Below are 22,112 nucleotides of genomic sequence, written 5' to 3'. Positions count from 1 at the left end.
ATTCGACCGAAAACAGGCGCGAAGAGGCTCGATCGCACGGCGCTCCCAACGCGGCCCACCCTGACCGCCCCTGCATCGCTACGCCCTGAACGCGCCGCCCTCTCGACGGAAGAAGCCCTCGGCCACGAGGTCGGCCACGATGGAGTCGAACGTCGCGGCATCGACGCCGTCGCGCCCGGCAGCGCGCTCGAACGCGTCGAGGCGCCCGGCCAGCTCGTCGGGGCCTATGCCCGGCTCGGCCAGCACGATGCGCACGAGCTCGGCGCGCTTCTGGCGCCGCGAGCCCTCGAAGGCCGACTGGCGCGCGTAGTGGGCGCTGCGACGCGAAGGGTTCGCGACGAGCGTCTTGAGGTGCGCGCCGTAATCGAGCAGGGCGTAGTACCACGACCGCGCGTCGCCTTCGGGGCAGGTCGAGGCCACGAGCGGCGCCAGCTCGCGGTCGGGAACCTTGTCGCGATGAGGGAACAGCTCGTGGAGGAACACCGTGCGCACGTTCGTCTCGATGTACACCGACGGCCGGTTGTAGGCGAACGCCATGACGCCCGCCGCCGTGGCGGGCCCGATGCCGGGAAGCGCCTCGAGCTCCTCGGCGGTGGCGGGCAGCAACCCTCCCCGCTCGGACGAGCACACCTCGGCCGCGCGCTTGAGCGCGAGGGCCCTGCGGTTGTAGCCCAAGCCCTGCCACTGCGCCAGCACGTCGGCCGTTCCGGCGGCCGCCAACGCGTCGATCGTGGGAAACAGCGAGAGGAAGCGCGTCCAATGCTTCTCGACGCGCGCCACCTGGGTCTGCTGCAGCATGACCTCGCTGACCAGCACGGCATAGGGATCGTCGATGTAGCGCCACGGCAGGTCGCGATGGAGCCGAGCGCCCTCGCGTCCCACGAGGTCCACGAAAGTATCGCGCCCGAGCGCGGCGTCGTCGGGCCAGGCCGAATCGGTATCCGCTACGCGCACGACTCGCACACGTCCGTATCGACGCCGGCGCTACCGGCCGCTTGGGCCGCATCGGCGACGATGCGCGGCGTCGGCGCCGCGCACGCAGACGCGCATCGGGCGGTCGTCGGGGCAGCATCGGCGCCCTTCGCCTTCGCCATGGCCGCCTCCACCACCGGGTGCGATGCCCCTTGCTCGATGAGGTCCTGCAAGGTGATGGCGCCGAAGTAGGCGTTGAGCAGCTGGTCGGCTCCCTGCCACAGCTTGTTGTAGGCGCAGTCCTTCTGCTTCTCGCAGTAGGCCGGATCCATCACGCACAGCGAGATGCTCACCGGGCCCTGCACCGCCTCGAGCACCTCGAGCAGCGTCACCGCGGCCGGGTCGCAGTTGAGCGCGAGACCGCCGCGCGCGCCGCGCACCGTCTTGATGAGCCCGCCTTTCACGAGGTCGTGCTGGATGCTGCGCGCGAAGGCGTACGGGATGTCCTCCTGCTCGGCGATGTCGGACACCGACACGTAGGACTCGCCGCTTCTGTAGGCGGCCCTCAGTATCCGGCAGGCGTAATCGCAGCGGCGCGTGACGTCCATCAGTTCCCCTCTTCCCCGTCGAGCAGGTCTTCCAGATGTTCCAGCTCGCGCCTGAAGTCGCTCACGACCGCCTCTTCGAGCGCACGGTACTCGTCGGAGTCGAGCGGCTGGTAGGCTGCCAGCTTGTCGTACAGGTTGTCCGCCGTCACCGGCAGGTAGCGCCGCGCGACGAGGCTGGCCTTGTAGGCCTCCTCGATGGCCTCGCGGGCGGCCATATACATGTCGTAGCGCGGCATCTGCGACGAGAAGCGCACGAGCGACGCGCGGTCGATGCCGCGCAGCGACGGGTGGTCGCGGGCGATCTCCATCCAGATGTCCTCGCGCTCCGACACCGTGGGAAAGTCGATGTCGATCACCGACAGGGGCTCCAGGAGGTCGTAGAAGAACGGGTCGATCTCCCCCGCCTCCGACGACGACGCCAGCACGAACACGTCCGGATTCTCCACGGCCGAGCGGATGAGGCTGATGGCCTCGCGCGCGCCGCGCGACAGGCTGGCCATGAGGAAACCGCCGAAGTCATCGCCGCCCGACTCCACCATGGGCGACATCCACAGATCGAGATCCTCCAGCATGAGCACGCCTGCGCCCTCGAAGGCGTTGCGCGCCGCGTTGAGCTTCGGCTGGCGATCGGCCTGCGCCATGACGCACAGCACCGGCATGCCCTGGAGGTTCTCCTCCATGTGCATGCGGATGGCCGGCAGACCCAGCTCGCCGAGCGTGGCGGCCATGAAGCGGTTCGCGTCCTCGCGTGCCGGAGAGCGGAACAGCAGCGCGTCGGATGCCGGCATGCGGTCGAGCCCGTGGCGCACGTTCAACAGCTCGACGAGCTCCTGGAAGCGATCGTCGTGCTGCATGCCCACGCCGAAATCGCGCATGAGCTTCACGGTTTCGTCGTAGCCTACGAGCTCGCGATACGTTATGCTCTCGATCGACGACACCACCGCGTGCGCGTCGGCATCGTCGCCGCACGCCTGGATGGCCTCGGCGAGCGACTTCTCCACCTCGGCGACCGAGGGGGCCTGCTGCTCGCCTGAGCCTTCGTCTGCGGCGGCGCTTTCGGCGGCGGCCTGGGCCGACGGCTCGGTGACGTGCTCCACCCGCATGAGGCGCGCGGCGTCCAGCCCCAGGAAATCCTGGGAGATCATGTCGGTCATGTCCTCGAGGTCCTCGCGCGTGAGGCCGTACTCCTCCAGCTTGTCGAGCGCGAGGCTCTGCAGCTGCTCGGCGCAGGCCGCCGCCTCGTCCGAGGACAGGTAGGGCTCGAGGCGCTCGAACGCGTATTCGGCGATGGAGCGCTCCTTGAGCGTGCAGGCCAGCTGCCACGCTTGCTTGAGGCCTTCGAGGGCAGCCTCGTCCGGCGCCGCGCCGCCGCTATGCTGCGCGCGCTCGAACGCCGCCAGATACAGGTGCATGCCGAGGACCGCGTCGCCCGAGGCGCACGCCTGGGATGCGAGCCGCAGGTACTCGGTCGAGGAATTGCTGTGCTCGTCGTTCTGGCTGGGCGAGCTGTTCGCGTCGTTCTCAAACATGGACCCAACCTCCTTTTCAACGTATCCGCTCATCAGCGGTCGAAATGCATATGTTCAGGTCACATTTTACCGAAGAAGGGGGCCGACGCATAGGCCGCACCGCAAAAACCTACAATCGTCACGCCCCCGTCATCCAAAGCGGATGCCAAGGCGGTGAAACGAAGGGACGGGGTAATCGTCTCATTCCGCCGTGCGATTCGCGGACAAGCGCTTTGCGGCGCGGAATGAGACGATTACCCCGTCCCTTCGTCTCACCGCCTACCAGTCGAGGATCTCCCAGCCCTTCTCTCGCGCGGTGCGCGCCAACGGGCGGTCGGGGGACACGGCGCGGGGGTGCTCGGCGGCCGACAGCACGGCACGATCGGAGTGATGGTCGCCGTAGGCGTAGGCCAGCTCCCAGTTCCCGCCTCCGAACCGTCCGTCGCCGAAGCGGCGCACGGCGGCGAGCTTCTCCTCCCCTTCCACCGGCAGGCCCTCCACCGCGCGCGTGTAGGTGCCGTCCGTCGCCACGCACATCCGCGTGGATATCTGGTTGTCGAAGGGGTGGTGCTCCATCGCGCGCAGGATGATGGGCTCGAAGGTGGCCGAGACGACCACCACGGTGTCCCCCGCCTCGGCGTGGGCGCGCATGGCGGCGTCGGCCTCGGGGCGGAACAGCGGCGCGATGCGCTCGTCGTAGAACTCGGCCAAAAACGCGTCCACGTCGGCGGCGGGCTTGCCTTCGAACGCCGTGAACACGAGGCCGCGGACGGCCGCCTCGTTCTGCGGCAGGCGCAGCTTGTAGGCCGCAGCCCACAAAAGGATGCGGAAGACGACCCGCTTGGACAGCATCTTGTGCCGCAGCAGATGGCTGACCAGCAGCACGGGCGAGTTGCCCGCGATGCTGGTGCCGTCGAAGTCGAACACGGCAAGGCGCGCCTTGCCCTCAGGCGCGCCTTGCGTATGCGCGGTTGCGTTCTCGGTTCCCGGTCGGGGCATACGTCGTTGTTCCCATCCCTGAGCGAGGGAGGGAAAACGCGCCGTGTGCGCTAGCCCTCCACCTCGTCAATCGTCTCGGTGAATTGAGAATTATACAACTCCGCGTAGAAACCGCCAAGTTCGAGCAGTTCCTCGTGCGTGCCCTGCTCCACGATGTCGCCGTCTCGGATGACGAGGATGAGGTCCGCGTTCTTGATGGTGGACAGGCGGTGCGCGATGACGAACGACGTCCGGCCGGCCATGAGGTTGTCCATGGCCTTCTGGATGCGCTCTTCGGTGCGCGTGTCCACCGAGCTCGTGGCCTCGTCGAGGATGAGCATGCGGCGGTCGGCCAGGATGGCGCGCGCGATGGTGAGCAGCTGGCGCTGTCCCTGGCTGATGTTGCTGGCGTCCTCGTTGATCTCGGTGTCGTAGCCCTGCGGAAGCGTCTGGATGAAGTGGTTGACGTAGGCCGCCTTCGCCGCCGCCTCCACCTCCTCGTCGGTGGCGTCGAGCTTGCCGTAGCGGATGTTGTCGCGGATGGTGCCGTGGAACAGCCACGTGTCCTGCAGCACCATGCCGAATAGGCTGCGCAGGTCGTCGCGCGCGAAGTCGCGGATGTCCACGCCGCCGATCTCGATGCGTCCCGACTGCACGTCGTAGAAGCGCATGAGCAGCTTGACCATGGTGGTCTTGCCGGCGCCCGTGGGGCCGACGAGCGCGACGGTCTGGCCTTCCGACACCTGCGCCGAGAAGTCCTTGATGACCGGCTTCTCCGGATCGTAGCCGAAGTGCACGTGATCGAACCGCACGTTGCACTCCACGTCGGCCGTGCGCGCGCTCACGTGGTCGGGCTCCTCCTCGGGCGCATCGAGGAACTCGAAGATGCGCTCGGCGGCGGCGGCCATCTGCTGCAGCACGTTGGACACCTGCGTGAGCTGCGTGATGGGCTGCGTGAAGTTCTTCACGTACTGGATGAACGCCTGGATGTCGCCCACGGTGATGACGCCCTGCACGGCGAGGAAGCTGCCGGCGATGGCGACGGCCACGTAGCCGAGGTTGCCGACGAACGTCATGATGGGCTGCATGAGGCCGCTGATGAACTGCGACTTCCACGCCGAGCCGTACAGCTTCGCGTTCGTCTCGTTGAAGCGGTCGACGGTGCCGTCCTCGCGGTTGAACGCCTTGACGATAGCATGGCCCGAGAACGTCTCCTCCACGATGCCGTTGATCGCGCCGAGCGTGCGCTGCTGCGCCACGAAGTACTTCTGCGAGCGCTTCACCACCACGAGGATGAGCACGATGGAGATGGGCAGGATGACCACGGTGATCAGCGTCATGAGCGGGTTGATGGTGAGCATCATGACGAGCACGCCGATGATGGTGGTCACGGACGTGATGAGCTGGGTGATGCCCTGGTTGAGGCTCTGGCCGAGCGTGTCCACATCGTTGGTGATGCGCGACAAGGTGTCGCCGACGCTCGTGCGCTCGAAGTAGCCCATGGGCATGCGGTCGATCTTCTCCGCGATGGCGCCGCGCAGCTGGTAGCACGTGCGCTGCGACACCGAGCTCATGATCCATCCCTGCACGAACGAGCACGCCGCGGACAGCAGGTACAGCCCCAGCGTGAACAGGAGGATCTGCGCGATCGCGTCGAAATCGATGCCGCCCGAGCCGTCGATCTTCGCCACGATGCCGTTGAACAGCTCGGTCGTGGCGGTGGACAGCACCTTCGGGCCCACGATGTTGAAGATGGTCGAGCCGATGGCGAACACGAGCACCACCACGATGGCCACCTTGAAGCGGCCCATGAAGGCGACGAGCTTGCCGAGCGTGCCTTTGAGGTCCTTCGGCTTCTCGCCCGGCATCATATGCCCGCCCGGGCCGTGGCCGCCGCCGAATCCGCGTCGCGGGGCGTTGCCCGCGAGGTTCTTCTTCTCGCTCATGCCGCATCACCTCCGTTCAGCTCGGCTTCCGACAGCTGGGACATCGCGATCTCCCGATACTCCTCGCAGGTTTTCAGCAGCTCGTCGTGCGTGCCCTGGCCCACCACGCGGCCGTCTTCGAGCACCACGATGAGATCGGCGTGCAGCACCGTCGAGATGCGCTGCGCCACGATGACCACGGTCTTGCCGCCCAGGCGCGTGTGCAGCTCCTGGCGCAGCGCGGCGTCGGTCTTGTAGTCGAGCGCCGAGAAGCTGTCGTCGAACAGGTAGGCGCGCGCCTCGGTGGCCAGCGCGCGGGCGATGGCCAAGCGCTGGCGCTGGCCTCCCGACACGTTCGTGCCGCCCTGCGACACGGGGGCGTCGAGACCCTCCTCCTTCGATTCCACGAACTCGGAAGCCTGGGCGATGTCGACGGCCTCCCTCACGCGGTCGGCGGGCATCGACTCGTCGGCGTAGGCCACGTTCGATTCTATGGTGCCCGAGAACAAGAACGCCTTCTGCGGCACGTAGCCCAGCTGCTCGCGCAGCGCCTGCTGCGAGACGTCGCGCACGTCGACGCCGTCGATAGTGACCGAGCCCTCGGTCACGTCGTAGAAGCGCTCGATGAGCTTGATGACCGTCGACTTGCCCGAGCCGGTGGAGCCGATGAGCGCCGTGGTCTTGCCCGGCTCGGCCACGAAGTCGATGTGCTCGAGCACGCACTCCTTCGAATCGCCGTAGCGGAAGCTCACGTCGTTGAAGGCGATGGTGGCGCCGTCGCTCGATCGACGCAGCTCGGCATCGCGCGCCCGGTCGGCGGCCGGATCGCAGATGGTGGGCTCGGTTTCCAGCACCTCGTTCACGCGGCTCGCCGCCACGTCGGCGCGCGGCAGCATGATGGAGATCATGCCGATCATCAGGAAGCTCATGATGATGACCATCGCGTACGTGATGAACGCGATGAGGTCGCCCGTCTGGATGGTGCCGTTGTCGATGTAGCCGCCGCCCACCCACACGATGAGCACCGACACGCCGTTCATGATGAGCATCATCAGCGGCATCATGAACGTCATGACGCGGTTCGTGAACAGCTGCGTCTTCATGAGGCGCGTCGAGGCCTCGTCGAAGCGCTTCTCCTCGTAGGGCTGGCGGTCGAACGCGCGGATGACCGGCAGGCCGGTGAGGATCTCGCGCGACACGAGGTTCACGCGGTCGATGAGGGTCTGCATGATCTGGAACTTGGGCAGCGCCACGCGCATGAGCACCATGATGAGCACGAAGATGATCGCCACGGCCAGCACGATGATCCAGCTCATGGCAAGGTTCGTGCGCGACACCATGATGATGCCGCCGATGGCGAGGATGGGAGCGTACAGCACCATGCGCAGCAGCATGACGGTGACCATCTGCACGAGCTGGATGTCGTTCGTGCCACGCGTGATGAGCGAGGCGGCCGAGAAGCTCTGGACCTCGGCGTCGGAGAACGACACGACGCGGCGGAACAGCTTGGCGCGCAGCGCGGCGCCCACCTTCGCGGCGGTGCGCGATGCGATGAAGCCCACGAGGACCGCGGCCAGCATGCCGAGCGCGGCCAGGCCGAGCATCATGAGGCCGATGCGGATGAGGTAGCCCATCTGCATGTCCGAAAGGTTGTAGCCGAGCGACTCGTACTCCGCTTTGGCGGCCGAGATGGCCTGCTGGTCGACGATGGCATCGCTCCCGTCACCCATATGCTGCTTGGCCTCGTCGAGCATGTCGAGGATCTTCTGCTTGTCGATGGCGCCGGCCTCGTAGGCCTGCATCACCTGGTCGAGATCGAGGTCGGGGATCTGGCTCGCGTAGTGGATGGCCACGAGCGGCATGGCCACCATGCGATCGAGTTCCTCCTGCTCCTTCTTGCCCTGGTCGTTCAGCTTGTACGTACCGTCGTCCGTCTCGGTGTAGGCTTCGCGGAACGTCTGCTCGTCGTCGGCCGGCAGCATCATGGCGATCTCGTCGTGGGTCTTCGCCGTCATCTCGTCGGTGGCGGCGTGCTCCACGCCGGACTGCTGGATGCCCACGTCGACGATGTCGGACGTGTAGTTCGGCAACGCAAGATCGGTGAACGCCTGCACGATGAGCAGGCACACGATGAGGACCACCGCGACCTTGCAGTTCTTCAGATAGCGGATTATGCGCACGGGGCGTCATCTCCTTCCGCATGGCTCTTGCATGCGACCTCGGGGGCCTGCTCGTGGAACTCGACCACCTTGCGCATGATGCGGACGAGGTGCTGCATGTCCTCGACGCCCACGTACTCCATGACCGCGTCCATGTGCTCGTCGCGCAGGCGCCTGCCCTCGGCGGCGAACCGCTCCCCTTCTTCGGTAAGGCTCACCGATACGGCGCGATAATCGCCGCTCGCGCGATGACGCTCGATGAGACCCTTCTCCTCGAGCGTCTTGAACGTCTGGGACAGCGCGCTCGGCGTCGTATGCGTCAGCTCCGCGACGCGGCCCGGCCTGATGTCCTCGCATGTGTGCTGAAGCCCGCTGATGGTCATCATCGTGCGCGCCTCGGACGGCGTCACGCCTTCGGGCGTGGGTGGCGTGAACCGTTCGCGTCGCGAGCGCTGCATAAGCTCGTACAGCTCGCGTTTCGTCTCAATGAACGAGTCTGTCATCGCACCTTCCTTGCTCTCGATTCTTGCCGGTTACAATTTAGTCGCTAAACTTTATCACTGCTGTGAAGTTTCGTACCAAAATGTTTCCTTCATCACAGAACCTGCATGGAGCCTGCTCGACTCACCCCCCCCCCGAGCACGGTGCAGGAAAGCGCCCCGGCGATCCCGCACGGACTGACGAGCGCGGCTTCGGGGAGCTCCCCGGCCTTTGGGAGCAAGCTCGCTCGGCTCGACGCCGTTTCGCCCGCATTTCCCTCTTCGCGCGGCAGCCGTCGCCATTCCGCGCATATGCACGCTTTTGACAAGCACATCGAGCTGATACGGCTGGAAATGCTTGTCAAAAGCGTGCATGAGAAGAAATCCCGACGTTCAGGCGCAGGGGGCGCGATCGAAACGAATCCCAGGCGAGGACGCGCCCCGCACGCCACGTTGCACATTCCCTCCGAACTTTTTCAAATTGGGGCTTGCGCAGAGCGCTGACTACCGGTAATATATTCCGCGCTGCAAAGCACGGGGTGTTAGCTCAGTTGGTTAGAGCGCCGGCCTGTCACGTCGGAGGTCGCGAGTTCGAGTCTCGTACATCCCGCCATCTGAATGCTAAGAAGCCGCTTCGGTGGGTTCTTTTCGTATCGGGAAAATTCGTCATAATAATGATTGCGCAGCGAAGATTCTTCCGGTAGAATAACCTACGCTGCAAAGCACGGGGTGTTAGCTCAGTTGGTTAGAGCGCCGGCCTGTCACGTCGGAGGTCGCGAGTTCGAGTCTCGTACATCCCGCCATCTGAATGCAGAAAGCCCGCCGATCGGCGGGCTTTTTTCTTGGTCGATGCACGCGCGCGGGGCAGCGCGTCCCCCGCCCGTCAGCGGGCGGCGCGCTGCTCCGTGCGCATGACCGACAGCACGCGCAGCGGCTCGGCGCCTTCGGGCGCGTCGGCGTCGGCGGCGTCGCAGCATGCGCGCAACAGCACGTCGGGACGCAGCGAGCCCGTCAGCTTCGACTCCAACGCGAACGTGACCACAGCGCCGGACACCTCCATCTCCCCCACGAGGAACTCGTCCACCCGCAGCACTTTCTCTTTCTTCTTGCGCACCACCTTGACCTCCTCGGGCACCGGGAAGGTCGCAGGGGGGCGCGACAGCAGCGCGCGGTAGGTGGCGATGGGATACGCGGCCGAGGCGGCCGGCGCATGCGGCTCAATGTAGTCGCAGGCCTTCACCATGAGATCGGGCACGCTGGCGTCCTGCAGCGCCCTCAGCGCCTCGTCAGCCGGCACGTAGCGCGTCATCTGCAGGTCCACCAGCTCATGCGTGCCGCCCACCCCGACGGGCAGGGCCGCGCCGAACGCGATCTTCATGTGGGGCGAGAAGCCCTGGCTCACCGCGAACGGCAGGCCGGCGCGGCGCACCGCGCGCTCGAGGGCGCGCGCCACCTCGAGGTGCGACAGCAGCGCCAAGCGACCCTGCTTGCAGAACGTCACGCGCAAACGGAACAGGTTCGGATCAGGCATGGGTCGCCTCCCCTTCGACGATGGCGTTCGACCCGCTCGCAACGCGGGGCTGGGCCAGGACGTTGTCCACTCCGAGCGTCGGGCACGCGCCGCACGCCGAGCAGTTCTCGAACGTGCAGTCGGGCGTGGTGCGGCCCTCGTCGGCCAAGCGGCGCTCGCGCGCGAGCCAGCGCGTCGACACGCCGGTGGAAATATGCTCCCACGGCATGACGCGGGTCGTGGGATACGCCGTTTGCGCGATGTCGGCGGGGTCGATGCCCACTTCGCCCGCCGCCTCGCGCCAAGCGGCCTCGTCGAAGCACTCGGTCCACGCGTCGAACCGCGCGCCCCGACGCCAGGCGGCCTCGACCCACGCGGAGGCTTCGCGACCCGCGCGGCTCATCACGGCCTCGACGAAGCTCGTGGCCGGATCGTGCCAATGCACGTCCACGGCGCGGTACTTCACGGAGTTGCGCAGAAGCTGCACGCGGCGCAGCGCCTCCTCGGGCGGGATCTGCCCGTCCCATTGGAACGGCGTCTGGGCCTTCGGGACGAACAGCGCGCACGACACGCTCATGCGCAGGGATCCGCGCTGCTCGGGCGGCGTGGCCGCCTTCATGCGGTCGTAGGCGCGCTGAGCGAGGCTCGCGATGCCCTTGATGTCGTCGTCGGTCTCGGTGGGCAGCCCGATCATGAAGTACAGCTTGCAGCGGCGCCACCCCGCCCTGAACGCGGCGTCGAGCGCGCCGAAGAGGTCGTCCTCCGTGACGTTCTTGTTGATGACGTCGCGCAGGCGTTGCGTGCCCGCCTCGGGCGCGAACGTGAGGCCTCCCTTCTTCTGGCCGGCCACGAGCTCGGCCATGTCCACGCCGAACGAGTCGAGGCGCTGGGAGGGCACCGAGATGCGCACGCCCTTCCCGTCGCAGGCGCGGTTGATGCGCGTGAGGATGGACGCGATCTGCGAGTGGTCGGTGGACGACAGGGACGTGAGGCTCACCTCGTCGTAGCCCGTCTCGGCCAGCCCCTGCACCACCGACTCCACCACGTTGTCGGCCGAGCGCTCGCGCACGGGACGGTACATCATGCCCGCCTGGCAGAACCGGCAGCCGCGGGCGCACCCGCGCAGGATCTCGACGTTCAGGCGGTCGTGCACCACCTCGGTGAACGGCACGATGCACGGCTCCCAGCCGGGGCTTTCCGCGAAGCCTTCGAACAGGCTCTTCTCGATGCGCAGAGGAAGCCCTTCCTCCACCGGCTCGATCCACGATCCCGCTTCCTGGGCCTCGTCCTCGGCGCGCCAACGGTACAGCGACGGCACGTACCAGCCCGGCTCGTCGGCCAACGCGCGCAGGATGGAGGCGCGCGCGGCGCCCTCGGCGCGCAGGCGGCGGATGAGGTCCAGGCCGCGCGGCAGCGCCTCCTCGCCCTCGCCGATGTTGAACGCGTCGAAGAACGGCGCGTACGGCTCGGGATTGTAGGCGCACGGGCCGCCGCCCACCACGAGCGGGTCGCCCTCGGCGCGCTCGTCGGCATGCAGCGGGATGCCCGCCAGATCGAGCGTTTCCAGCACGTTCGTCGCCGCCAGCTCGTGCGGCAGCGTGATGCCCACGGCGTCGAACTCCGCAAGCGGCGCGCAGCTCTCGATGCTGAACAGCGGGATGCCCTCGGCGCGCAGCGTGTCGCACATCGCGGGCGCGGGAAGGAACGCGCGCTCGGCCGCCAGGTGCTCGGCGGCGTTCACCACGTTCACGAGGATGCGCAGCGCCTGGTTCGCCTGCCCCAGCTCGTAGGTGTCGGGGTACACCATGCAGAAGCGGAAATCCGCCTCAGGCTTGTAAACGCAGCCGAACTCGTGGTTGAGGTAGCGCGCAGGGCGCTCCGCAGCGGCGAGCAGCGGCTCGAGACGCGGCCAGAGATCCGTCATCGAACTCGTTTCCCTTCTTCGGTTTGCTTTGATGGCAGGGCGGGATCAGCGGGCTTTGCCGGAAGCGAAGCGCGTGAGCGCGGCATCGCGCACGCCGCCCGCCGCGTGGGCCGCGCGCCCGGCGCGATCGCGCACGGCACCCATGGCCTTCGCCCCCGTCGCCTGCGCCTTCTGCGCCGCGCGCTTCGCGGCGGCCTGGACCACCTTGTCGCGCGCCGCGGCGACCGCGTCGGCGAGCTTGCCCAGCGTGGCGCCGTCCTCGTAGTACTCGATGGCCGCGCGCCCCATGGCGATAGTGCCGGTGTAGCCGATGGCGGCCTTCACGGCCCACCCGAGCGCGGGCACGAACGCCACGAGCTGGCGCGCCACCGCGCGGCACGCGAACGCGCCGCCCACGAGGGCCGCGAGCTCCTTCACGCGCTCCATGTTAAGCTCCTCGCCGTACGCGGCGGCTATCTGGAGCAGCATCTTCGCTTGGTTGAGCGTCATGACGGGCATGTCGGCGCCCGGGATGATGACGAGCAGGCCGACGCCGGCGTTCTGCAGCGCCGTCGCGTTCACGGCCTCGAGCGACAGAGGCTTGCGCACGAACGGGAACGCCAGCGCGAACGCGAGGCGCTTGTCGTTGCATGCCGCGATGACCCAACCGCCCATGCGCTCGTTGAGCGAGCCGACGGCGGCGGCGTCGAGCGCATAGGGCTCGCTCGGCGATGAGGCTCCGAGCGCCTGCACGGCCTCGGCCCCGCTCACGGCTGCATCGGGCGCCGGCAACGGAGCCGGTTCGGCCTTGGGCGCCTTGGGGGCGACGAGATCTCCCTGCGGGATGGGCGCGCCCTGGGCTTTCGCGATGTCGGCCACGAGCGTCGGCAGCGTGGTGACCACCATCACGGGGACGCCCGCCGCGCGCACCTGCGCCGCGTACTCCCCCACCTGCTCGTTCAACCCCGCCACGATGACGGCCATGTCGTCGCCGGAGAACGGCACGAACGGCCGGCCGTCGAGGTACATGAGCGAGACGCGAGCATGCGGCGACGCGCTGGCGAACGCCTGGCGCACATGCGCCTGCACGTCGCCCGGCGCGCTGTCGTCGAGGTACACGCTCACCGACAGCGACGTGCGGCGGGCTTCGTCGATGTTGGTGGCTTCGTCGATAACCGCTTTGATGTCAACGGGTAGCTGCATAACCGCCCCTTTTCCTAGTGCTGTTTCTGAATGTTGTGAGTCCAAACCGAGCCGATCATGCCGAGCATGATGAAGTTCATCACCATGCCCGTCGCTCCGTAGCTCACGAACGGCAGCGGGATGCCCGTGATGGGCATGAGCCCGCAATCCATGCCGATGTTTTCAAGAATCTGGAACAACCACATGCCGACGACGCCCATGACGATGAGCATGCCGAACAGGTCGCTCGAGGCGCCGGCAATACGGAAGCATATCAAAACGAGGGCCGTGTACAGCGCCAGCAGCACCATTACACCGAAAAACCCCAGTTCCTCGGCCAGCACGCAGAAGATGAAGTCGGTGGCCGGCTCGGGCAGGATGCCCAGGGCGTGCTGCGTTCCCTGGAACAGGCCCTTGCCGAACAGGCCGCCCGAGCCGATGGCGATCTGGGCTTGCTTGAGGTTGTAGCTCTCTCCCGTGGGGTCGATGTCGGGATCGAGGAACACGAGCAGACGGTTGCGCTGGTACTGCTTGAGCAGCTTGTATTCGCCGGTGGCATCGTGGATCACCTGGTCCACGACAAACACGGCGACGATGGCAGCGATGAACAGCCCGAGCGTGATCAGCAGGTACTTCGGACGCGCGCCGCCCACCACCAAGGCGACCGCCCCGATGAACAGGTACACGAGACCCGTGCCCAGGTCGGGCTGCGTCATGATGCAGGCGAACGGGATGAGCATGAGGCCGAGCGCCTTGGCGTACTCGCGCGGGTCGTCGAGCCTGCCGCCGTAACGCGCCATGATGCTGGCGTCCAGCAGGATGACGGTGATCTTGGCGAACTCGCCGGGCTGCACCTGTATGCCCAGCTTGATCCAGTTCTTCGCGCCCATGCCCGCGTCGGTTCCCAAGCCCGGAACATGCGGCGAGAGGATGAGCACGATGCTGACGACGAGGAAGATCGTGGTGAAGTCCGAGAGCCGTCGGTAGTCGAAGCGCCAGACCAGCACCATGAACACGACGCCCAGGGCGACGCCTGTCAGCTGGTTCGTGAACGAGTAGTCGGGATCGTTGGCTATCGCCGACATCAGGATGACGAGCCCGTACGACACCAGCAACGCGATCACGAGGATGAACGGGAGGTTGAGCCAGGGGAACCGGCGCGTGCGCGTGGCCTGCGCCACGATCTTGTCGGGCGCCTTCACGGAATCGATCTGCGGCAGCTGCGGCATGACGCCTCCTTTCCTCGTCTCGTTTAGTCGGTACGTCCGCCGGACGTCGCGGCGCCCGCGCCCTCGAGCGATTTTCCCGTAGATCCGGCGACCACGCCCATGCCGGCGCCCGGATCCTCCTCGGCAGCGGCATCGCTCGCAAGCGCCGCCGCCAGCACCTTCGCACCGAGCGGGGCGGCCACGGCCGAACCGCCGCCGCCGTGCTCGACCACGCAGGTCACCACGTACCGGGGGTCGTCCACCGGCGCGTAGCAGGCGAACCAGGCGGTGTCGGCCATGTCGGTGTACTCGGCGGTACCCGTCTTGCACGCCACGGTGGCCGGATCGATGCCCTGCTCGCCCAGCAGCTTCGACACGTCGGCGTTGTCGGTGGCCACGCCGTTGAGGGCATCGCGCATGAAGGCCAGGTTCTCCTCGGGGACGTCGAGCTCTCCCGCCGTCTCCACCTTGCGGGTGGCGGCCACGTCGCCGCTCGCGTTGCGCACCTCTTTGAGCAGGTGCGGCTTCAGCAGCTTGCCGGTGGCGACGGCGCCGTAGGCCACGGCCACCTGCAGGGGCGTGACGAGGACGTAGCCTTGGCCGATGATCATGTTCGTCATATCGCCGCCCTTCCACACCGCCTCCTCAGGCGTGTTGCGGAAATGCTCCGCCTTCCACTCGGGCGTGGGGATGACGCCCACGGATTCGCCGCCCAGATCGATGCCGGTGTACTGGTCGAAGTGGAACTTCGCGAGATAGTCCTGCAGAGCGGTATTGCTCGCCGTCGGCGACGGATTGTTGGAAAGGGAGCTTGCCTCAAAAAAATCGTGCGCGATCTGGTAGAACACGACGTCGCACGACTGTACGATGCCGCCGCGCAGGTCGAGCGTGCCATGGCCCGAGTGGTTCCAGCACATCTGCTCCTGGCCCGTGCCCCAGCCGTCCCACGAACCGCCGCACGTCCACGTGCGCTTCATGTCGGCGAAGCCGTTCGCCAGCGCCGCGAGGCCCGTGAACGTCTTGTACGTCGATGCCGCGGGGTATGTACCCGCGATGGCACGGTTGAGCAGCGGCTTCTGCGCTTCTACGGAATTGTACACAGCGTACACGTCCTCTGAAACGCCGCCCGTGAACTCATCGGGCGAAAAGGTGGGGTAGTTCGCCATGGCGACGATGCCGCCGTCGCGCAGGTCCATGACCACCACCGAGCCAGCCACGCCACTGCCCGTGCCGATCGTCCCGTTCTCGGGCGCGATGAGCGCGGCCAGCTCGCGATCGGCCACGTACTGCACCGGCCCCTTGAGGGCGAGGTACACGTCGGATCCCTTCGTGGGCTGGGTCTCGCTCACCACGCGCACCACCTCGCCATCGGCGTTGGCCACCACCTTGCGCTTGCCATGCTCGCCCGCCAGCAGACGATCGTACTGCAGCTCGATGCCCGACGTTCCCATGTCGTCGCCCAATTCCACGTCGCGGCCTTCGCCGACGGTCTTCAGACCGTCTTCGGTAACCGAACCCGTATACCCCACCACGTGCGCCGCGAGCGCGCCGTAGGGATAATCGCGCACGTAACGCTCCTCGGTCTTGATGCCGGGGAACGCGTCGGAGTGCTCGGTGATGAAGGCGACGTCGCGCAGCCGCACGTCGCTCGCCACGACGCGCTGGCTCTGGGCGCCGCCCGTCGCATCCTGGATGCGCTGGCGCACCACGTTGTACGGGATGCCGAGCACTGCGGACAGGCGTTGCACGACGTCGCGGTCGTTGGCCACTTCCGCGTCGGCCAGCACGGTGAGCGACACGCGGTTCTTCACGAGCGGCAGCCCGTTGGCATCGCAGATGTAGCCGCGCGGCGCGGGCGTGGACACGGTGGCGTATTGGTTGTCGTCGGCCTTGCTGCGATACGCGTCCGACGACAGCACCTGCATGGTCCACAGCTTCGCCGTCAACGTTCCGAAGATGCCGGCGGCCAGCACGCCCATGGCCACGAACCGCGATTTGAGGTTGTCGGCCGGGTTGGATGCCGGGCGCTGCGCGGAGCCGGGGCGCGCCTGCATCGAGCCGTTGACGTGGCCGCCCGCGTTCCCAAGGCTCGACTTCACCCCCACCGAGCTGATGGAGCGGACGTCCTTCTTCACGCTCACGTTCGACGACTTCGTGTTGTTGCGCACGACGAACACGACGGAAACGACGATGATTGCCACGACGAGCGTGACGATGGCGGCGGCGATGGCGGCGATCACGGCAAACGCCCCCTACCGCAGCCGAGGCGTGCGCGGTCCGCGGTCCTGCGCGCCGTCGGCAAGCAGGCGCGCGATGATCGGATACAGCACGAGGCCGATGGCGCAGTCGTACAGCGTGCACGGCAGGGCGCGGTACAGAAACGCGTCCACGGGGCTCACCGACAGGCCCAGCCCGATGAGCAGCGCGCCGTACAGCATCTCCACGGCGAACGTCGCGATGACGAAGATGGTCAGGGGCATGAACAGCGTATCGTTGTCGAGCACCGAGAACGCGCGCGACGCGACGAACGACACGATGACGAACAAGAACGCGTAGCCGCCGACAGGGCCCGAGCCCAACAGGTCGCAGACGAGTCCCAATGCGAAAGGCAGCACGGGGCCGGCATCGAGCGGACGCACGATGGCCACTACGAGCACGTACGCCAGCAGGATGTTCGGCTGCGCCGAGAACAGCGCGATGTTGGGAGCCACCACGATCTGCAGCAGCAGGGCGACCACCGCGCCGACGGCGATGACGATGCTCTCGCGTGTCAGGTTCACGACGCATCGCCTCCTTCGTTGCCGTCGTTTTCGTCGGTGTCGTCTCCGGCGCCCACGCCGAACACGACGAGCACCTCTTCGAGGGCTCCCGTCGTGTCGTTCGGCGACACGACCACGCGGCGCGTGGACTCGCCTTGGCGGGTGTCGACCTTCACCACGGTGCCGATGATGAGGCCGGGCGCGTAGCTGCCGCCCAATCCGGACGTGACCACCACGTCGCCGGGGTTGACCACGGCATCGGCGTCGAGGTTCTCGAGGTACAGCAGCCCCTCGAGCGATCCGCGCACCACGCCTTCGGCGCGGCTCGACTCCACGCGCGCCGCGGCGCCGGAATCGGGATCGGTGAGCAGGCGCACCTTGGCGGTGTGCTCGGCAGCGCTGTACACCTGGCCGACGACGCCGGAGGTGCCCATCACCGTCAAGCCGGTCTCCACCCCGTCGGCGGTGCCCTTGTCGATGGTGACGGTCTGGCTCCACGCCTCGTCGGGGTTGCCAACCACGCGCGCGCCCACGCCGTCGATCTCGTACAGGTCCTTGAGGTCGAGCAGCTGCTGGAGGCGCTGGGCCTCCTGCTTGTACTCGTCGGCCTGGCTCAGCAGCTCGCGCAGCTCGGCGTTGCTCTCGCGCAGGCCCGACAGCGTGCTCTCGTCGGCCGTGAGGTTGCCGAAGCTCTCGCCGGCGCTGTTCACGCCCGAGTTCGCGACCGCGCCGACGAACTTCAGGGGCGCGACGGCTCCCGACACGCCGCTCTGGATCGCGTGCAGCGGGCCGTCCTGGCCCTCGCGCGAGTACAGCGTCACGAGCGCAAGCGATATGACGAGGAATGCGACGAGCAGAACTCGGCGCAGGAACACCGAGCTTCTCTGTTGGAAATTAAGCGCCATAGACGAGTCGGCTCAGCCTTATTTCGAGCGCATGAGCGTCTGCTTGAGCGCCGTCGGCGTCTCGAGCACCTTGAGGCAGCCCATGACCACGTTCGTGAGCGCCGTCTCGCTCGTCCACACGGGGATCTCCAGCTTGTCGGTGAGGTAGCGGTCGAGGCCGGACAAAAGGCCGCCGCCGCCCGTCAGCAGGATGCCGTTCTGGATGATGTCGGAGGCGAGATCGGGGTTCGTCTTCTTGAACGTCTCCTTGATGTGCACGACCATTTCCTCGCAGGGGGCCTGCAAGGCGGCGCGCACGTCCTCGGACTGGATGGTCACTTCCTTCGGCTGCTCGGTGATCACGTCCTGGCCGGAGATGATCATGTCGCGCTCGCGGCCGTCCTCGAACGGCAGGATGGAGCCGATCTTGATCTTGATGATCTCGGCCGTGCGCTCGCCGATCTTGATGCCCAGAAGGTCGCGCAGGTGCATGGCGATGGCCTCGTCCATGCGGTTGCCGGCCAGGCGCAGCGACGACGAGGTGACGATGCCGCCGAGCGAGATGACGGCCACTTCCGTGGTGCCGCCGCCGATGTCCACCACCATGGAACCCGTGGGCTCGGTGACGGGCAGGTCGGCGCCCATGGCCGCGGCCATCGGCTCCTCGATGAGGTAGGCCTGGCGCGCGCCGGCCTGGACGGCGGCCTCGAACACCGCGCGCTTCTCCACCGAGGTGGCGCCGCACGGGATGCAGATGACGATGCGGGGCTTGGCCTGCCAGGGGTACTTGCGCGGCGCCGCCTTGCCGATGAACGCCGAGATCATGGCCTCCGTCACGTCGTAGTCGGCGACCACGCCGTCGTGCAGCGGGTGCTCGGCGGAGAACGCCTCGGGCGTGTGGTTGATCATGTTCTTGGCTTCATGGCCCACCGCGAGCACGCGATGGGTGGCCTTCTCGATGGCGACGACCGAGGGCTCGTTCACAACGATACCCTCGCCAGGGATGGCGACCAATGTATTAGCAGTTCCGAGGTCGATGGCCATGTCCGTGGACATCTGGCCGGTCAAACCCGAAAACATATCTAAGAAGGACATACAGGAAACCCCTTGAATCTCGATTCCAGGTGAAACCGAATTCTAGCACAGGCGTTGACTCGATGATGAAAATCCACGAGGGGCACACCCGCCCCGGCAGACGGACCCGGGACCCGGGCGAACCCGCTCGTCACCAATCCACGACCGACCAATCGAATGACGAGAAGCGCGCGTTGGGTTCGGTTCGTTGATATTCGATGCAGAAGACGACTATGCGGCGCAGGTCGTCGTCCTTGAGATAGTACAGCGAAAACGGCGTATCGGGAACGGCGATGCAGCGACACGGAAACGGAGGGCGCGCAGCGGGATAATCCGGATCGTATGCCCGACCGAGATCGGGGGCGGTTTCCAGCAGCGCGCGATACGAGAACAGCTTCTCCGCAACGCGTTCGCTCCGTACCTCGGCCACGATGAAATCGATGGCGCTTCGGGTGTAGACCGTCGTCCAACCCTCGTCCATAGCCTACGACCAGCCCTTCGCGCGCCTGATCTCCTCTTCCGCCCGATCGGCATCGACCACGCGTCCCTGCCGGACGTCGTCGTACCCCTTCATCAGGCTGTCGTACACGCGCATCTCGTTCGCGTAGGCGCTCGCGCGAAACGACATGGCCCGATCGAACGCCCCAGCGTCCATGACCACGATCGACGCGGTCCCATTGCGCGTGAGGTATATGGGCCGTTGCGTCTGTTCGAGCTCGTCGATGATCGACGACTGGTTGCGGTTGAAATCCGAAAGCGGTTTGACGATAGGCATGGCTGCTCCTCTCTTTTGCCGCCATTATACCGCCAGCAAGAAGCAGCTGCAAATATACTATGAATTTACAACATATGGTTACCGAGCGCTGGAGCGCAAAAAAAGGCGCCGGTTCCGGACCGGCGCCTTCGTCGGGGCTCACTCAGTGCACGCTGCAGCTGAGGCAGGGGTCGTAGGCGCGGACGAGCTTCTCGATCTCGAGGCGGACGACGTCCTCCGCCGCCCCGTCGGCGACGAGCGTCTCGGCCAGAAGGCGCATGTCGGCCTCGAGGTTCGCCACGTTCTGGGCCGTGGGCGTGAGGATGGACGCGTGCGTCACGCGGCCCTCGCCGTCCAGCGTGAGGTCGTGGAACAGCGCGCCGCGCGGCGCCTCGGTGAAGCCCACGGCGCGGCCGGCCTTCACCTCGAAGGGCACGGGCTCGCTCGAGCTGGCGATGGCGCCGGGCTCGGCCAGCATGCGGCAGAGGTTGGCGCAGCGGTCGAGCGCGTCCACGATCTCCACGGCCTGGGCCACGTTGTTCATGAACGGGTTGGCCTCGGGCGGGCGCAGACCCGCCTTCGCCGCGGCCACCTTGGCGTTCTGGCCGAGGTTCTGCCACGAGGCGTTGATGCGGGCGAGCGCGCCCGTGAAGTACGGCGACCCGGTCTCGCGCACGCGGGCCAGCAGCGCGGCCGAGTGCGGCACGCCGTACTCCTCGATGCGCTCCTGCACCTCGTTCGCATCGAACACGATGCCGGCGTTCAGGAAGAACGCGTTGTCGGAGCACTCCACCGGGTAGTAGTCGTCCTCCACCATGGCCAGCATGTCGCCCGCCGTGGCGATGGCGGGCACCTTGAAGCCGCGGAACAGGTCGACCGCCTCCAGGGCGAAGTCCATCGCGGCGTCCATCTTGGCGGCCAGCTCGAGGTACTCCGACGGCTCGATCTCGTGCGTGAAGCCGCCCACCACGGCGGTGATGGGATGGATGCTGCGGCCGCCCACCCGCGTGCACAGCTCGTTGCCGAGCGCCTTGAGGCCGAGTGCCTGCTCGAACAGCTCGGGGTCGGTCTGGGCCAGCGGGAACACGCTCGGCATGCCGAGGAAGTCGGGAGCGGCGAACACGAACAGGTGAGACGCGTGGTTCTGCAAGTAGGAGCCGTACACCAAAAGCTCGCGCAGGGCGCGCGTGCGGTCGGTCACCTCCACGCCGAAGACGCGCTCGATGGCCTTGAGGTCGGTCACCACGTGGCTCGACGAGCAGATGCCGCAGATGCGCGAGGCGATGTAGGGCACCTCCTCGAAGCGGCGGCCGCGCACCATGCTCTCGAACAGGCGGGCGGGCTCGACGACGTTCATCTCGACCGTCTTCACCGCCCCGTCCTCGATGACCACGTGCACGTTGCCATGGCCTTCGACGCGGGCGATGTGGTCGACGTGAATTGCGGTTTTCGTCATGGGATCCGTCCTCACTCGCTGCCCGCAAGGGCGGGATTCGTCTGGTTGAACATCTCGAGCGCCTGATCGAAGTCGGCGACCGACACGCCGTAGCGCGCCACCGCGTCGCGGGCCGATTCGAGGTTCGCGTCGGGCGACAGCCCTCGGCAGCCGTTGCATGGCCGTCCCAGGTTCACGCACTTCGCGCCGCAGCCGGCCCTGGTCACGAGGCCCAGGCACAGCTGGCCTTTGCCGAAGAAGCAGCTCGTCTCGTTGCGCTTGCAGTCGCCGCACATCGTGCGCGAGGGGTAGGCTTTGTTCGAGCCGTACAGCGCGCGCTGCAGCACGTCGATGAAGTCGTACGAGTCGATGGGGCATGCACGCACCTCGTAGTCCACGTCGATGACGGCTCCCACCGCGCGCGGGGCCACCATGTCGCCGCAGGCCGACGGCACCCGCTCGTACACCTGGCCCGGTCGCTCGAGGAACCCGTCGGCGGCCATGCCCGGGATGCCCGCCGTCGTGGCGCACGCGCCCACGGCGATGACGGCTCCGGCCTTCTCGCGCAGGCTGCGCACGAGGCCTTCGGCCTCCTCGGTGGTGACGGCGCCCTCTATGACGGCCACGTCGAAGTCCTCGGGCATGGGATCGCTCGAGGCCAGCTGCCAGTAGCGCAGGTCGATCTGACCGAGCACGTCCAGCAGGTGCGCCTCGGCGTTCGTGACCTGCAGCTGGCAGCCGAAGCAGCTGGCCAGGCCCACGACCACCACGCGCGGCGCGGACGGCTTGTCCTGGCATGCTATGCAGTTTCCGCTCATGTCGCTCCGCTCCATC

At 66.9% G+C, this 22,112-nt stretch carries 19 protein-coding genes and 2 tRNA genes; 2 read left to right on the top strand and 19 right to left on the bottom strand.

All coding sequences use genetic code 11. The annotated features are described in order from the left end of the window. Positions 1-78: 78 nt before the first annotated feature. From C1A15_RS08550 to C1A15_RS08520, 7 genes are all read right to left on the bottom strand, one after another. Entirely contained in the window at positions 79-963 is an 885-nt protein-coding gene (locus C1A15_RS08550) for an HhH-GPD family protein (protein ID WP_425430947.1), read from the bottom strand. After that, positions 945-1,520, bottom strand: a complete 576-nt coding sequence (locus tag C1A15_RS08545) for an RrF2 family transcriptional regulator (protein ID WP_101722168.1) — start codon at positions 1,518-1,520, stop codon at positions 945-947. Before C1A15_RS08545 ends, C1A15_RS08550 begins: the two co-directional genes overlap by 19 nt. Beyond that, a complete protein-coding gene (locus C1A15_RS08540) occupies positions 1,520-3,049 on the bottom strand; it encodes a ribonucleotide reductase subunit alpha (protein ID WP_101722167.1) in 1,530 nt (509 codons plus the stop codon). The genes C1A15_RS08545 and C1A15_RS08540 overlap by 1 nt, the downstream gene beginning before the upstream one ends. Before the next feature lie 258 nt (positions 3,050-3,307). Further along, the gene (locus tag C1A15_RS08535) at positions 3,308-4,027 is read right to left on the bottom strand and encodes an HAD family hydrolase (protein WP_101722166.1); all 720 of its coding nucleotides are present in this window, start codon (positions 4,025-4,027) and stop codon (positions 3,308-3,310) included. A gap of 50 nt (positions 4,028-4,077) precedes the next feature. Then, a complete protein-coding gene (locus tag C1A15_RS08530; protein ID WP_101722165.1) occupies positions 4,078-5,952 on the bottom strand; it encodes an ABC transporter ATP-binding protein in 1,875 nt (624 codons plus the stop codon). After that, complete coding sequence (locus tag C1A15_RS08525; RefSeq protein WP_101722164.1) at positions 5,949-8,111, bottom strand: ABC transporter ATP-binding protein; 2,163 nt, start codon at positions 8,109-8,111, stop codon at positions 5,949-5,951. Before C1A15_RS08525 ends, C1A15_RS08530 begins: the two co-directional genes overlap by 4 nt. Then, positions 8,102-8,593 carry a MarR family winged helix-turn-helix transcriptional regulator gene (locus C1A15_RS08520; RefSeq protein WP_101722163.1) on the bottom strand — a complete coding sequence of 164 codons (492 nt, stop codon included), beginning with the start codon at positions 8,591-8,593 and terminating at the stop codon, positions 8,102-8,104. Before C1A15_RS08520 ends, C1A15_RS08525 begins: the two co-directional genes overlap by 10 nt. Positions 8,594-9,105: 512 nt before the next feature. Here C1A15_RS08520 and C1A15_RS08515 point away from each other — a divergent pair. Both C1A15_RS08515 and C1A15_RS08510 read left to right on the top strand, forming a co-directional pair. Beyond that, a tRNA-Asp gene (locus tag C1A15_RS08515) sits at positions 9,106-9,182 on the top strand. 113 nt (positions 9,183-9,295) lie between these two features. After that, positions 9,296-9,372: transfer RNA gene (locus C1A15_RS08510), tRNA-Asp, on the top strand. An 80-nt stretch (positions 9,373-9,452) separates the two neighbouring features. Here C1A15_RS08510 and C1A15_RS08505 read toward each other — a convergent pair. The 12 genes from C1A15_RS08505 to C1A15_RS08450 form a co-directional block, all read right to left on the bottom strand. Beyond that, positions 9,453-10,100 (bottom strand): TIGR03936 family radical SAM-associated protein, encoded by a 648-nt coding sequence (locus tag C1A15_RS08505; protein ID WP_101722162.1) that lies wholly within the window; start codon positions 10,098-10,100, stop codon positions 9,453-9,455. Further along, the gene (locus C1A15_RS08500; RefSeq protein ID WP_101722161.1) at positions 10,093-12,003 is read right to left on the bottom strand and encodes a TIGR03960 family B12-binding radical SAM protein; all 1,911 of its coding nucleotides are present in this window, start codon (positions 12,001-12,003) and stop codon (positions 10,093-10,095) included. The genes C1A15_RS08505 and C1A15_RS08500 overlap by 8 nt, the downstream gene beginning before the upstream one ends. A gap of 45 nt (positions 12,004-12,048) precedes the next feature. Further along, positions 12,049-13,185 (bottom strand): YcjF family protein, encoded by a 1,137-nt coding sequence (locus tag C1A15_RS08495; protein ID WP_101722160.1) that lies wholly within the window; start codon positions 13,183-13,185, stop codon positions 12,049-12,051. Positions 13,186-13,199: 14 nt separating this feature from the next. Further along, the gene (gene rodA, locus C1A15_RS08490) at positions 13,200-14,393 is read right to left on the bottom strand and encodes a rod shape-determining protein RodA (protein ID WP_101722159.1); all 1,194 of its coding nucleotides are present in this window, start codon (positions 14,391-14,393) and stop codon (positions 13,200-13,202) included. 23 nt (positions 14,394-14,416) lie between these two features. Continuing rightward, entirely contained in the window at positions 14,417-16,612 is a 2,196-nt protein-coding gene (gene mrdA / locus C1A15_RS08485) for a penicillin-binding protein 2 (protein WP_101722158.1), read from the bottom strand. A 12-nt stretch (positions 16,613-16,624) separates the two neighbouring features. Continuing rightward, on the bottom strand, positions 16,625-17,152 hold the full coding sequence (gene mreD / locus C1A15_RS08480; protein WP_101722157.1) for a rod shape-determining protein MreD: 528 nt from the start codon (positions 17,150-17,152) through the stop codon (positions 16,625-16,627). Beyond that, complete coding sequence (gene mreC, locus C1A15_RS08475; protein WP_101722156.1) at positions 17,149-18,036, bottom strand: rod shape-determining protein MreC; 888 nt, start codon at positions 18,034-18,036, stop codon at positions 17,149-17,151. Before mreC ends, mreD begins: the two co-directional genes overlap by 4 nt. Before the next feature lie 18 nt (positions 18,037-18,054). Further along, positions 18,055-19,110 (bottom strand): rod shape-determining protein, encoded by a 1,056-nt coding sequence (gene mreB, locus C1A15_RS08470; protein ID WP_101722155.1) that lies wholly within the window; start codon positions 19,108-19,110, stop codon positions 18,055-18,057. A gap of 130 nt (positions 19,111-19,240) precedes the next feature. Next, positions 19,241-19,570, bottom strand: a complete 330-nt coding sequence (locus C1A15_RS08465; protein WP_101722154.1) for a hypothetical protein — start codon at positions 19,568-19,570, stop codon at positions 19,241-19,243. 3 nt (positions 19,571-19,573) lie between these two features. Next, positions 19,574-19,864 (bottom strand): type II toxin-antitoxin system Phd/YefM family antitoxin, encoded by a 291-nt coding sequence (locus C1A15_RS08460; RefSeq protein WP_101722153.1) that lies wholly within the window; start codon positions 19,862-19,864, stop codon positions 19,574-19,576. 142 nt (positions 19,865-20,006) lie between these two features. Then, complete coding sequence (locus tag C1A15_RS08455) at positions 20,007-21,299, bottom strand: Ni/Fe hydrogenase subunit alpha (RefSeq protein ID WP_101722152.1); 1,293 nt, start codon at positions 21,297-21,299, stop codon at positions 20,007-20,009. A gap of 11 nt (positions 21,300-21,310) precedes the next feature. Then, positions 21,311-22,096: an NADH-quinone oxidoreductase subunit B family protein gene (locus C1A15_RS08450; protein ID WP_180953043.1), complete on the bottom strand. Its 786-nt coding sequence runs from the start codon at positions 22,094-22,096 to the stop codon at positions 21,311-21,313. Positions 22,097-22,112: the final 16 nt, after the last annotated feature.

The sequence above is a fragment of the Eggerthella timonensis genome, from assembly GCF_900184265.1.
GTDB lineage: Bacteria > Actinomycetota > Coriobacteriia > Coriobacteriales > Eggerthellaceae > Eggerthella > Eggerthella timonensis.
The sequence above is the reverse complement of the archived record's forward strand: the minus strand, read 5'-3'. Positions and strand labels throughout refer to the sequence as shown.